Source organism: Paenibacillus tianmuensis (genome assembly GCF_900100345.1).
GTDB lineage: Bacteria > Bacillota > Bacilli > Paenibacillales > NBRC-103111 > Paenibacillus_G > Paenibacillus_G tianmuensis.
Map to the genome: position 1 here is coordinate 15,419 of NZ_FMTT01000039.1, position 12,814 is coordinate 28,232.

Annotated in this window: 11 protein-coding genes and 1 pseudogene; 3 read left to right on the forward strand and 9 right to left on the reverse strand. The window is 53.0% G+C overall.

Annotated elements, in window-relative coordinates:
- The 8 genes and pseudogenes from BLO51_RS29365 to BLO51_RS21140 form a co-directional block, all read right to left on the reverse strand.
- Positions 1-878, reverse strand: a pseudogene (locus tag BLO51_RS29365) (hypothetical protein); the annotation flags it as partial.
- Positions 879-1,012: 134 nt separating this feature from the next.
- Positions 1,013-1,663 carry a ribonuclease HII gene (locus BLO51_RS21110; protein ID WP_090674989.1) on the reverse strand — a complete coding sequence of 217 codons (651 nt, stop codon included), beginning with the start codon at positions 1,661-1,663 and terminating at the stop codon, positions 1,013-1,015.
- 49 nt (positions 1,664-1,712) lie between these two features.
- Positions 1,713-2,192, reverse strand: a complete 480-nt coding sequence (locus BLO51_RS21115; protein WP_143006936.1) for a YhfM domain-containing protein — start codon at positions 2,190-2,192, stop codon at positions 1,713-1,715.
- A gap of 270 nt (positions 2,193-2,462) precedes the next feature.
- Entirely contained in the window at positions 2,463-3,128 is a 666-nt protein-coding gene (locus BLO51_RS21120) for a polysaccharide deacetylase family protein (RefSeq protein WP_217266766.1), read from the reverse strand.
- Positions 3,129-3,217: 89 nt separating this feature from the next.
- The gene (locus BLO51_RS21125) at positions 3,218-4,549 is read right to left on the reverse strand and encodes an FAD/NAD(P)-binding protein (protein ID WP_090674994.1); all 1,332 of its coding nucleotides are present in this window, start codon (positions 4,547-4,549) and stop codon (positions 3,218-3,220) included.
- Positions 4,550-4,570: 21 nt separating this feature from the next.
- The gene (locus BLO51_RS21130) at positions 4,571-5,056 is read right to left on the reverse strand and encodes a GNAT family N-acetyltransferase (protein WP_090675060.1); all 486 of its coding nucleotides are present in this window, start codon (positions 5,054-5,056) and stop codon (positions 4,571-4,573) included.
- A 36-nt stretch (positions 5,057-5,092) separates the two neighbouring features.
- Positions 5,093-6,496, reverse strand: coding sequence for an MATE family efflux transporter (locus tag BLO51_RS21135; protein WP_090674995.1), 1,404 nt, complete (start codon positions 6,494-6,496; stop codon positions 5,093-5,095).
- 336 nt (positions 6,497-6,832) lie between these two features.
- A complete protein-coding gene (locus BLO51_RS21140) occupies positions 6,833-8,752 on the reverse strand; it encodes a beta-N-acetylhexosaminidase (RefSeq protein ID WP_090674997.1) in 1,920 nt (639 codons plus the stop codon).
- A 128-nt stretch (positions 8,753-8,880) separates the two neighbouring features.
- On the opposite strand from BLO51_RS21140, the gene BLO51_RS21145 reads away from it, so the two are divergent.
- From BLO51_RS21145 to BLO51_RS21155, 3 genes are read left to right on the forward strand one after another with little or no spacing between them, the layout of a single operon-like run.
- Entirely contained in the window at positions 8,881-9,732 is an 852-nt protein-coding gene (locus BLO51_RS21145) for a MurR/RpiR family transcriptional regulator (protein ID WP_090674999.1), read from the forward strand.
- Positions 9,733-9,758: 26 nt separating this feature from the next.
- Positions 9,759-10,985, forward strand: coding sequence for an N-acetylglucosamine-6-phosphate deacetylase (gene nagA / locus BLO51_RS21150; RefSeq protein WP_167670275.1), 1,227 nt, complete (start codon positions 9,759-9,761; stop codon positions 10,983-10,985).
- A 41-nt stretch (positions 10,986-11,026) separates the two neighbouring features.
- Positions 11,027-11,770 carry an MOSC domain-containing protein gene (locus BLO51_RS21155; RefSeq protein WP_167670276.1) on the forward strand — a complete coding sequence of 248 codons (744 nt, stop codon included), beginning with the start codon at positions 11,027-11,029 and terminating at the stop codon, positions 11,768-11,770.
- Positions 11,771-11,919: 149 nt separating this feature from the next.
- On the opposite strand, the gene ylqF is transcribed toward BLO51_RS21155, so the two are convergent.
- The gene (gene ylqF, locus BLO51_RS21160) at positions 11,920-12,807 is read right to left on the reverse strand and encodes a ribosome biogenesis GTPase YlqF (RefSeq protein ID WP_090675003.1); all 888 of its coding nucleotides are present in this window, start codon (positions 12,805-12,807) and stop codon (positions 11,920-11,922) included.
- Positions 12,808-12,814: the final 7 nt, after the last annotated feature.

The window sequence follows — 12,814 nt, forward strand, 5'->3', positions numbered from 1 at the left end:
TGCGCTCCCGCGCCTGCGCTCGCCCCCGGCTGCGCCGCTGCCTGCGCTCCCGCGCCTGCGCCCGCTCCCGGCTGCACCGCTGCCTGCGCTCCCGCGCCAGCGCCCGCTCCCGGCTGCACCGCTGCCTGCGCTCCCGCGCCAGCGCCCGCTCCCGGCTGCGCCGCTGCTGGCGTCCCCTCTCCGCCGTTGGGTTTCGCCCCGATCAGCAAGCTCGCCGTATCGCGAAGCTGTTGAACAAGCTGCCGCACGTTTTGCAGCAGCTCGCGACTTTGCGGCGACAGCGAAGTGTTCCCTTCCAGCTCGCGTCCTGCAAGCTGTCCGAGCTGATCCAAAACCTCATGAAACGGTGGACCCTGCACCGCCTGCCGCACCGAAGAGACCGTCTCCGGAGTTAGCGGCAGTCCTTTTTGAAACGCGATGACAGCCGACGGAAGCCATGCTTCTTGCGGCATATTCGGAGGCATTTGAGCCTGCAGCTTCGCAAACGCCTGCACATTCTCCTTCGTCAAGGTAACTCCGGCCTGATTCAGAAGCTGCACCAACTGCCGGTTTGCCGGAGAATCAGGAAGTCCCATCGTTTTCACGATATCCGTAAGAGATCCGTCCGATAGTTGCACGTTCGACTGCAGCGGCTTAAGGACCACCTGTCCGTTCGGCGATTCCGGCTGCACTTGAAGCATTGTCACTTCCCCCGGTTTCAGCGGTGCTTCGAGCTGAGCCCGTACCTGCACCCCTCCGATATTGACTACAGCATCCTTCTCCGGTCCAACCTGAAGCACCATGCCCTTCACCACTTGCCCGACCTTGAGCTCCAAGGCCTTAGGCTCCGCTAGTTGCGCGTCGCCCGCCAATCCCCGGATCAATCCGCTGATATTCATCGCATCCGCTCCTTCCATCTATACAAATAAAGCCGGCTTAGGCTACGTTTGCACGTCTCCCTGCCGGCTGCATTTCCGGTTCATGATATATATCGGCTAACCGCCGGGCTTTTTTCAGCGCAGACTTGTACCTGCTAGAACAGCACCTGCTGTTCGTAAACGATGTTTCTTAGAAACGTTTTACGATGCATCAGCGACGGACCATATTCCGCCACACGCTCCCGATGCATTTTTGTCGCATATCCTTTATGTATCGCAATGCCGTACTCCGGAAATTCCATATCCCATTGCAAGCACATGCGGTCCCGAGTCACCTTCGCAATAATGGAAGCGGCCGCAATCGACTGGCTTAAAGCATCACCGTGTATAACGGCAAGCTGCTCCACGTCCACATCGACTTTCTCGGCATCGACAAGCAGCGAATCGGGAATGGGGTCCAGCTGTTCGACCGCACGCTTCATCGCGAGCCGTGCCGCCTGCTTAATATTGATCCGTTCGATCGTGTCGACGTCCGCCACTCCGATTCCGATGGACAGCGCCTCCTGCCGGATCACATCATATAACGCTTCCCGCTTCTTCTCGCTTAACTTCTTCGAATCGTCGACGCCTTCGAGCACCAAACCTTTTGGCAAAATAACCGCCGCAGCCACCACATCGCCGAATAAACAGCCTCGTCCGACCTCGTCAACTCCGGCCACAAGCGTTCTTCCTCGACCCCAGAGCTCCTGTTCGTATTCCAGCATTTCCTCACCCGCATTTCCTGCACCAAGATTCGACCTTGTCATTCGCCATGATGTTCCATTATACAGCAGGATTCGGGACCTGCCTATCCCTTTACGCATAGAACCGCGAATTCAAGCTTTTTCTCGTTTCGTCCAATAAATGTAAAATCACATTTTTCCCTTCTGCCGTCAACGTATAGTACACTTCGGAACGACCCAGATCCACGAACAAACGGTCGTTATTTTGCGCAAGCCAAAAGTACAGCGGATGCTCTCTGCCATCCTTCAAGCTCAGAGCGATCGACATGTCGGGGGGCCCAATGTCCAGCTTGGCCGCCTCCGCAGTCGCTTTCTGTATCGCTTCGAGAAACTGTCCGATCGCATCCCGGGAAACGATCGAACTTGTATTGCCCGACGAATCGGTAATGATCAGGCTCGCAATATCTTCCGCCCTAATATCATGCGGCTGGCCCCAAGTCCGTTTTCCGGCGGCAAAATCACTTCCCGCCTCGTGATTGCAAGCACTGAGCAATCCGATGCCGAACAAAGCGGCGGCAACGGCCATCCGCATCCTCACTTTCCATCCGTTCATTCCGTTCATTTTCTCCACCTCTCAGCAGCCATAACTATAAATAAAGGACGTCGCACGCAACCGTTTTGTTTCTTTTTCCCAACCAAAAATTTTCAGTGCCTGTCCATTACAGCTCCCCAAAAAACAAAAAGGACCCGATTATGGAGAACCATAATCAAGTCCAAGAACTATGCAATAAATTGACGGACCAGGATTCAAGAGAAAGGAAGCCAGACTTTTTATATAAATACATTTTTTAGTATAATTATACATATTTCTCAAAACAGACTCCTAGACGCGCAATATCATCGCTTCATTATAACTACGCATCATCTGGGATACGGTTACCAATTTGTAGTTATTGCCAATCAAATGCGGGAGCAGTATTTCGATGGCCTGGACCGTCTGGCTGCGGTCCTCGCCCGCATCGTCCCCACTGCCGTCGTGAAATAAAATAATATCGCCCGTTTGCAAAGTTTCCAGCACCCGCTCCACAATCGTGTCAGCGCCCGGGAGACTCCAGTCCTTCGTGTTTTGATGATCCGGCCAGATCACCGTATGAAGCCCGAACCGATCCGCCGCCTCGACGGTATGCTTATTGAATTCGCCATAAGGAGGGCGAAACAAGGAAGGCTGTATTCCCGTAATTTCTTGAATAATTCCGTTCGTCGTTTCCAGCTCGTTATAAACATCCTGCCTATCGCATTTGGGCAAAGCAGGATGGCTGTACGTATGGTTCCCTATTTCGTGCCCCTCTTCAACAATCCGGCGAAGGAGGTCCGGGTATTGCTTGGCATAGGAGCCGATGACGAAAAAAGTGGCATAAGCTTGGTGCTTCTTAAACAAATCCAAAATTTGCGGAGTATAGACCGGATTCGGACCGTCGTCGAACGTGAGCGCGAGCTGCCGTTCCTGAGATGGCAATTGATAGATGATCATCGTAACTCTCCCTTCCAAGAGGAAAATAGCAAGGAGAGGCGTTCGCTTCCTCTCCGAAAGCACGAGGTCCTCGGGTCGGATCGTCCGGCAAGCTTTGTTTTCAACCGTTAGCCCTTCGATGCCATCGACGTCTCGGATAATCGTTGGTACAAGACGTTGCCTAATCCCTCCGCTACCCGGTACACAGCCAGAATACTTTCAACGTGGGTTTCAAGGGCGTCCTGGTTCAATAAAGGTCCGATGACAAAGCCGTTATCCACTCCCTCAAGCTCGTAACCATTCGGCTGCAATTGGAACCCCCGCAAGGAAGCGTTCATTGTAAAATGATTTTCGCGCGCCCGCAAATTGCGGATCAACGGGGAATCCGTCCGGTTCACGCGTCCCGCACCGGTGCAGTTCACCACGATATCCGCCGCCAGCTCGAAATTCCCCTCCTGTCCGTCCGCTTCGATATACAACCGCCGGTCCGCCCGGCTGTCCATATGGATAATTTTTGCCTGTGTGGCGGTGACCAGCCCTTCCGTTACAAAGCGGGCAGCGATCTCGATGTACTCGAGTGCCGACGGACGTTGGCCGCCTGATGTCAGAGCTTCGTTCTCTTCGCCTTCGAAGACGCCGCCCGGCAAATATCCGCTGGAGGAAACGACATTGATGCTGCGCACAGCAGAGAGCAGCTCCGCACGGTTCGATAGAAAATAGAGCGCCTCAATTGCCGAAGCGTTCGAGCCTGCGATCAAGATGTCCAGCTTCCGGTCGAACGCTTTGGCGCGCTTAGCAACCGCCTGTTCCAGACCGGCATAGGTATCCTCGTACAAATCGTGGATGTACCCCTCATCCACGCTCAAGCCGTAGCTATTGCTGCGCGGAATGCATCCCGTTGCCAGCACGAACGCCCGGCTATGAAAGCTTGAATCGTCGGCCAGCCGGGTCGTAAAGCCGGATGCCTCCGGCTCGATATCCGTCACCTCTCCTGTAACGAACCCAACCTTGGCTAAATTCCGCTCTTCCGCCAACTGCACCGTTTCGCGAAGCAAGCGCTCGACGTAGAAGCCGAACAGCTTCCGGGGCACATAAAGCTCGTCTACCTGCCCGCTCTCGAGCTGCTCTTTATAGCGAAATATCCAAGCCTGCAGCAATCGATCTTCATGGTGCACGCCTTCATGGACCAGCTCCTTATAATGCAGCGACAGCCAATCCCGAAACTCTTTCGGCGTCGACTGGGCAGCCGGTTCAATCAACAAAAATCCGGACGGGCTTTGTTTCCCGTAAGGAATCCCGCGTCCGAATTCGCCGAAACGGTCAATCATCACGATTTCGATCGGCTTTTCTCCCGCTTCCTTGCCTGCTTCCAGCAATCGGTTCAATACATGAATGACCACCCGGCTTCCCGACAAGCCTCCGCCGGCGACAACCAAATCCGCATGATTAAGGTTTACCATCGCTTCCCGTCCACTCCTTTTTTAACTATCTTTGCCACGCAATCTGTCGACATAAATCCCCGGATTCGACCCTTCGATATCGATAGCGCCCACAACCCGCGCGTAGAATGGAGCCGCCTCCTTGGGACCGCCGATAATGGCATAGGCGTAGCCCATATCCGCCATCGCGTGCAAGCAATGCAGCAGCAGCGCTTTGCCCACCTGTCCGCCCCGGTAAGCTTCGCCCACCCCGATCGGGCCGAAAAAATTCCGGTATGTCGCTTCGTAGCAAGCAAACCCGATAATGTCGCCGTCGCGTGTAGCAATAAAGCTGCTGACTGGAGAATTGGAGAACGTGACGTCGCATTCGCTCATCCAGCCTTTGCTAAAATTGCTCTGCACCCATTCCAGCACCTGATTTTTTTCATAAGCTCTCGGACGGCGAACCAGAATGCCTTTCTCGCGCAGTGCGTTAATATAATCCTCCAACGGAGGCAGCTCATAAAGCTTCACTAATCTGTCCATCATTTCCACGATCGCTTCACCTCAAAATAATTTTCATTATTACATTGCCGAATACGTCTGTTCACGCGTCTTAACCGTGACAAGGTTCCGAACCCATTTGCCTTGCCGGATGCGGTAAAGCGTCAAGCACGCCTTCACAAGGTCTTCTATGATGACCAGAATAAAAATTTGCGGCAAGCTCCACTTCAAGACGAATGCGCCCACTAAAGCAAGCGGAATGCCGATCAGCCATTGTCCGGTAAAATCAATCACCAATCCCGCGTGCAAGTCTCCTCCGCTGCGCAGTACCCCGCTGATCCCGACGGCATTGATTGTTTTCAGCCAAAAAGTGAACGCCATGATCATATACACTTGGAACGCCGTATCGATTAACGAGTCGTCGATCGCCCCGTACAGCCCGATAATCGGGCGGTAAAACAACAGCAGCAGCGAACCAAGCCCGAGCGACAGCAAAAGACTGATCATGAGCATTCCTTTAGCCTGCTCAATTACCGCACTAAAGCGCTGTTGTCCAAGAGTTTGCCCCAGAAGCACGGCCGTCGCCGTTGCGCAACCTTGTTCAAAAGCGGCACTGAAAGAATCGACGGTCGCCATCATCGACATAACAGCCAACGCTTCGGTGCTGATCTTTCCGTAAATGACGTGATACAAGAAGATACCCGTAGACCAGATGAAGCCGTTGACGGTAGCCAGCACGGATATTCGAACAAACTGTACTAAACGATCTTTGCTGATATACCGGATGAAATCGTTCGGAACGAACGCCAGGGGGTGTTTTCTGAAGTAAATCATTGCGGTGAGCAGCAAGGCCTCCGCCACACTGCTGATCAGCGTAGCATAGGCAGCCCCCATGATGCCTAACTGGGGAAACCCGGCTTTTCCAAAAATAAGCAGGTAGTTCAGCAGCACATTCAAGGCGACGCCTCCGATGCTGAAGTACATCGCTGTGGAAGCTTGTCCGATCGCTCGAAGACCGACGCCAAACACATTGACGATCGCTAAAAAAATGACGCTTAACGAAATGACGCCCAAATACTTCGATGCGATTTCGGCAAGATGGCTATCGGAAGTGGCCAGCCCCATAACGACCGCCGGATTGGCGGTAAAGAAGAACAGAACCGGCAGCACGACAAGCACAAACGCCATACCGAAACTGAGACCCAGAATTCCTTTAACGCCGGAGAGATTGTTCGCTCCCCAATATTGGGCAGCCAGAACGCCGCAACCGCTGCTGAGGCCGACGAGCAGCACAATCGAAATCATCATCGCTTTGCTGACAATACCGACCGCAGCCACTTCGGTTTGTCCCAACGTCCCGACCATAAGGACATCCGCCAAATTCCGCGACGACAGCATAAGCACCTGAATAATGACAGGAATCGCCGTCGTAATAAAACTGACGAAAAATGCTTTTTCAAAGCCAAAAAACTTTCTTGTTTTCATCCCGGTTCTCCTATCGTATGTCTCTTCATCCTCTCGCCGGCTGTTTTGCAGACCGGCCAAACTTTTTCGTCCTCACTAATTTTCGTCTTCTCGCACAGCTTCACTCCTCTCTTCATCTATCAGGGATATTTTCTCTTCCATCCCATAAATAGTAATTACTATTTATTAAAAAGGATATTATCAAATATTCCCCATTGGAGCAATAGGTTTTTATTAATTTGAAATGTATAGTTTTTAATAAGCGAACCGTTGTTCATCGAGGGTTGAAAATTAGAAAAGCCTCTTGCGCCATAACGCAGAGGCGGTCTCTTGAAAATAAATTGCGCTTCTTTCCGGTCAAAAGATCGGCAGCACATGGAAAAACACATTCGGCGAAGCAATGCGAAAATAATAGCTGCTCCAGCCCGCGCCTTTGTTGTTAAAACGATTGCGCTGACCGAACACCAACCGCTCCTGTTCCAATTCCTCGAGTTTATCGACTCTGCCCTCCGCATAATCCAGCAGTCGCGCACTTGCGCTCTCCAGCCTTGTCAGAACGCCGCCATAGCGGATATCGAGCACTTCCCATCCAAAAGGCTTATACATTGCGTGCCACTGGTTCCGATGGGCGATCCGCAGCGCGTTGACGCGTTGGGAAAGCTCGGGAAGCACATGCAGGGCCGCATCTTTAAGCTTTTCCAGTTGACCGTTGTCGTAAGCCTGCTTCAGGTCGATGCCTAACTGGCTTTTTAACGCCAGCACCCTGCACAATTGTTCTGGCACCTCGAACAAATAATCAAGCTCCACCTCAGGATTGCGTCGTTCATGAATCACTTGTTCCAGGCGTGCATAATGCTCCGACAGCTCCAATCCCTCGATCTGCTTGTCGAACAATCCTAATAGCACATCCTGCCACAGCAAAAACTTGGACGGATTGCTCTGCTCCGTATTGTCCGGCACGCTCCCCGGCGTTTCATCCAAATATTTCAAACTGAGGAATGCCTCCGCATCCATGCCCGTACAAAACTTCACTCTTTGATGCAATTGTTCCGTGCTCACTTCCTCCGAGTAAGCATGCTCCGCATACAGCTGAATGCCCAGCAGCGCATTGAAGTGGTTGTTTTCCATGCCATCATCGCCCCACATGGCCACATACACCTGCTTCACACCTTCTTTTTTGCAGGCTTTCAAAGCTGCGTCGGACGTTTTCAAAGAAAGCCCGTAGTTCGTCCCGAAGCAGTTCCATGTCCAGATGCCGCCAAGGAAAATCGGATTTTGACCCCGGCCCAACTGACGATGAATATCAATCAAATACGAGTAGTCCTTTTCTTCCGTATGGAAAAAGTCCCAGTACACTAACCGTACGTCGTTCGGAATCAAACTCACCATTTCCTCGGAAAGCTCCACGTTTTTCACGAATACGTAATGATCGCCCTCGGCCTTGGAAGCCATCTTCAAGAACATATCTCCGTACATGCATGGCTCCAAGCCGAGCTTTTGCGCGATTTGGCGCACCTTGGACAAGTGCTGGATCATCACGTCAAACCGGTCCTTGTAACCGAAACGGTCCAGGTATTTCCCCCTGCCCAACTCCTCCGCTTCGTCCATGCCGATATTCACCTTTTTGCTGCGGAACGGAGCGGTGGCAGCTGCAAGCATTTTCTCAATCAGCTCGTACGTCGGCTCGTAATCGGACAGCAGCACGCCTCTCGTGTCCCGGTAATGCGCCGCCTGCTCCCATTTCAAAAACTCCTCCAGATGCGCGTAAGTCTGGATGCTGGGATAAGCTTCGATGCCAAAGATGTCGGCGTAGTCGTCAATCGCTTTCAATTCGGCGAACGAATATCTTCCGCGCATGTAGCCGAAATAAGGCTCGCCCTCCAGCTCGTACACGTCTTCCATGTAAAGAATCATCGAGTTGAGCCCCATCAGTGCGAGTTTGCGAATCCATTCTTTAAAGCTGTCTACCGTCAATACCGCATTGCGGGACAAGTCGAACTGCGGCCCGATCGCATCGAACTGGGGATGCTCCTCGATATGGAACGATTCTTTCTCGCCGTAATGCTGAATAAACAACCCTAATGCGCGAAAAAATTCATGCTTTTTTCCATAGCGGATCGTTCCTTGTCCTTGTTCCAGACGAACCTCCAACACATTCGGCGTCCGCTCCACACGTACCGGGATTCCGTCATCCGACAGCGTAAACCGCAGATCCTCCGCCATCAGCCCGATCCCGGCAGACAGCTCCTCCGTTTGCCCTTCAAACTTTAATCTCATCGCTTATCCCTCCAAACTTGTATGGATACAAAAACAAAAAAACATTGATATGTAACATTATTACGTATATTATTATATTGCGAGGAATTATATTACGTCAATAAATAAATCACAAGCAGGTGAAGGTCATGAACAATGCCGGTTTATTGCTGCAAAGCATGCTCGATACGCTGCATCCGGCTGAAAAACGGGTAGCCGAGTATATCCTGAAACACCAACAGCAAATTAGTCAAATTTCCGTGCAAAAGCTCGCCGAGGACACAGAAACCAGCGTAGCGACGGTCGCCCGGCTTGCCCAGCGCACCGGCTTCAGCGGATACCGCGAATTAAAGTTCGCACTGCTTTCCGCTGCGACCGCCATTCCGAAGAATGACGATCATTTTGACGACATTCGTCCTGGCATGGAACCCGCTCAAGTCATCCGGCAGCTTACTTATTGGGCGAAGCAATGCATCGAGGATACGGCGCTGGTCTTGTCCGCCGAACAGGTCGACCGGGCCGTTAGCGCGCTGCTGAACGCTTCAAAAACCGCTTTTTTCGGTGTAGGCAGCTCTTCTTTCGTCGCGATGGACGCCTCTTTCAAGTGGATTCGCCTGAACCGGTGGAGCTTTGTTTACAGCGATCCTCAAGTCATGCTGCTTTCCGGCGTCATGCTTCAGCCCGGCGATGTGCTGGTTGCCATCTCCTATTCCGGCAAAACAAAGGAAACGCTCGAAGTGGCGGCGATGGCCAAGGAGCACGGGGCCACGGTGATCAGCATCACGCAGGTTGGCAACAATCCGCTTCATCAGTTGGCGGATATCGGGCTTTGGGTCACGGCGACCGAAGCGGGGATGAAACGGGGCGACATCGGTTCGCGCTTGGCGCAAACCCATGTGATCGATGTTTTATACATGTCCATGATCAGCCGTAACTTTACCGACGCCGTCATGCAGTTGGAAGAAACCTACACCATGGTGCGCCAAAAAAGGAAGGACTAAACCAAGAGCAAATGGAGGCGTTGCACATGACGGAGCGCAAACGGAGCACCGGTCGGCTGGTGCTCAAAGGGACGATCCTCGACGGGAGCGGCAGGGAGCCTTTTAGCGGTTATGCCGTCATCGAGCAGGGTAGGATCGCAGGTGTATTCCCCGAAGAAGCAGCGCCTGCGGAAGTGATGTCTCAGCCTGATTTTACAGACGCCCCGGTGCTTGATTTCGGCAAGGCATATCTGATTCCCGGCTTGATCGACATTCATCTTCACGGAGGCGCTGGCGCGGATGTCATGGACGGCAGCGCCGACAGCCTGATGCGGATGCTCCGCTACTATCTCGCCCATGGCACAACCTCGATCCTCGCCACCACCTTGACGGCCCCGAAGCCGGACATTGATCGCGCGCTTGCCGCCGCTTTTTCCGTACAGCAAACGGAGCGCATCGGCCAGGTGATTCAAGGCGTCCATCTCGAAGGGCCGTTCCTCAGTCCCAAATGGCCGGGCGCCCAGCATCCGCAATGGATCTGCAACCCGCAGACCGCATGGCTTCACGAATGGACTTCCCGCTTCCCCGGATTCATTCGTATGCTGACGCTCGCCCCTGAACTGGAAGGAGCCCAAGAGGCTGTCGCTTATGCCTTGGAGCAAAATATTATCGCCGCTTGCGGACATTCCGACGCTACCTACGATCAGGTGCGGACCGCAATCGGCTGGGGAATTTCCCATGCCGTCCACTGCTGCAATGCCATGCGTCCGTTCCATCATCGCGAACCGGGGGTTGTAGGAGCCGTGCTTCTGCACGACGAGCTTAGCACCGAAATCAATGTAGACGGGTATCATCTGCATCCGGCCGCAGTGGAATTGATTTTAGGACTAAAGCGGGATCGTGTCTGCTTAATTACGGATTCCATGCGCGCCGCAGGAATGACGGACGGCGTCTACCATTTGGCCGGACTGGAGGTGCACGTCGAACGAGGGGCTGCCCGCTTTGCCGACGGCACGATCGCCGGAAGCACCATTCCTTTGGCGCAATCGGTACGAAATCTCGTGCAGACGCACGGAAAATCGTTGCCGGAGGCGGTGAAGCATGCAACCTCGATTCCGGCGGGAATCGTAAAACTGCACAACAAGGGACTTTTAAAAGCCGGGTACGATGCGGACCTTGTCGTGCTGGAGCCGGAGGGTCTGCAAGTGAAACGTGTCATGCTTGGCGGGGATTGGTTTGATCCCGAAACTAACGACTTTGTCTGGACATCATGAAGCGTATATCCACAAACAGTCATTTCAGGGAGGGGTTCGCTTTGAAATCCATTGGTATCATTCAGGCTATTTACCGTTATCCCGTTAAATCCTTTCAAGGGGAACGCCTGACTGCGGTCAATATCGAGCGATACGGATTATACGGAGACAGAGGGTATGCTTTTATCGATCATACGCGTTCAACCGATGCTTCCCGGTCCAACAAGAAGCTGAACGCCAAATTTGTTCCGAAGCTGCTCGCTTATTCCAGCAAATACGTCGCCGACAGACCGGACAACGAATTTCCGCCAATACAGGTAACGGCCCCCGACGGCCGGGTATTTCAATGGGATGAGGAGCTGTTTGAAGAAATTCGAGCCGTCGTTTCTCCGCGGGAAATTTCTCCCAGGAAGTATTCGCCTGAGCATGACGACTTGCTGGGGGTTGATGAAGCAAGCATTTTGATCGCCACGGATGTTTCTCTGGCCGAGCTGGAAAAAATCATTGGCGTGGAAACCGACATGCGCAGGTTCAGACCCAACTTCGTCATTCGTTACGACGAACCGCAGCCCTTTGAGGAATTTGATTGGATCGGGAAAACCGTCCAAATCGGAGGTACGAAACTGGAGATATACAAAAAATGCCATCGATGCAGTATGGTGAACGTAGATCCGGACCACAATACCGTCAACCCGACCTTCCTAAAACATATTGCCAAGCATCTGGATGCCTGCTTTGGGGTATATGCCAGAGTCATTCGGACCGGAACCGTTACTGTTGACGATCCCGTGTATTTGCTCGACTAAAATTCAAATGAAAAAAGAGCGATTCGTTCCTTCACGAATTCGCTCTTGCAGGATAAATTCTATATCGTTTCCGATGCGCGCCGTGCCTCTCGCAGCGCGCTTTGTGGCGTTTATGGACAGTTAGACGTTGTGCTGCTTTCGAAGGTTGCTCATTCATTGTCAGGTGTTGCTGCATCGTCAGGCGCTTCGAGACTAATGCGTCCCAGCTTGCCTGCCCTCAGCTCGCGCAGAATGGCTAGCGAGGCCTTCTCCAGATCCACCCGTCCTCCGCTCATCAGCGCGCCACGCTTACGGCCTACGGCTTCCATCAGAGCAACAATCGCATCGGTGTCTGCCGGGTCTTGCGGAACCTCTTCTACGTCGAAACGTTCTTTGACCGCTTGTGCGTAATGCTGGGTCAAATAACGCATGGCGAACAGAGCAATTTCCTCCACCTGCAAAATCTCTTCCTTGATCGCCCCGGTCGCTGCCAAGCGAAAACCGACCGACTGATCTTCGAACTTCGGCCACAAAATCCCTGGCGTATCGAGCAGCTCCATCTCCGTGCCGACCTTAATCCACTGCTGACCTTTGGTTACCCCCGGCTTGTCTCCGGTTGCGGCAATTTTACGTCCGGCCATCCGGTTGATCAGGGTCGATTTTCCGACATTCGGAATCCCGACGATCAATGCGCGGATCGCTCTCGGATTCATCCCTTTGCGCAGCTGCGCCTGAATTTTTTCCGACAGCAGCTCCTTGCTGCGCTGCATAATCTCTTTCACCGGATTGCCGCCTACGGAATCGATCGGGATCGCTTTCAACCCTTGTTCCGCGAAAAACTCCATCCACCGCCGGGTAACCTCCGGGTCCGCCAAATCGTGTTTGTTCAGCAGAACTAAACGCGGTTTATTTTGCAAAATTTCATCGATCATCGGGTTTCGGCTGGATAACGGTACCCGCGCATCCAAAAGCTCGATCGCCATATCAATCAGCTTCAGCTTCTCTTGGATTTGCCGCCTTGCCCGTGTCATGTGACCCGGAAACCATTGGATCGTCATCTGAGTC

Bases quoted from the DNA above. Each gene is read 5' to 3' on its own strand.
- BLO51_RS21145 (WP_090674999.1), top strand. From the start codon at position 8,881: ATGAACAATGCCGGTTTATTGCTGCAAAGCATGCTCGATACGCTGCAT.
- BLO51_RS21110 (WP_090674989.1), bottom strand. From the start codon at position 1,663: ATGACAAGGTCGAATCTTGGTGCAGGAAATGCGGGTGAGGAAATGCTG.
- BLO51_RS21140 (WP_090674997.1), bottom strand. From the start codon at position 8,752: ATGAGATTAAAGTTTGAAGGGCAAACGGAGGAGCTGTCTGCCGGGATC.
- BLO51_RS21115 (WP_143006936.1), bottom strand. From the start codon at position 2,192: ATGAACGGATGGAAAGTGAGGATGCGGATGGCCGTTGCCGCCGCTTTG.
- nagA (WP_167670275.1), top strand. From the start codon at position 9,759: ATGACGGAGCGCAAACGGAGCACCGGTCGGCTGGTGCTCAAAGGGACG.
- BLO51_RS21125 (WP_090674994.1), bottom strand. From the start codon at position 4,549: ATGGTAAACCTTAATCATGCGGATTTGGTTGTCGCCGGCGGAGGCTTG.
- ylqF (WP_090675003.1), bottom strand. From the start codon at position 12,807: ATGACGATCCAATGGTTTCCGGGTCACATGACACGGGCAAGGCGGCAA.
- BLO51_RS21130 (WP_090675060.1), bottom strand. From the start codon at position 5,056: ATGATGGACAGATTAGTGAAGCTTTATGAGCTGCCTCCGTTGGAGGAT.
- BLO51_RS21135 (WP_090674995.1), bottom strand. From the start codon at position 6,496: ATGAAAACAAGAAAGTTTTTTGGCTTTGAAAAAGCATTTTTCGTCAGT.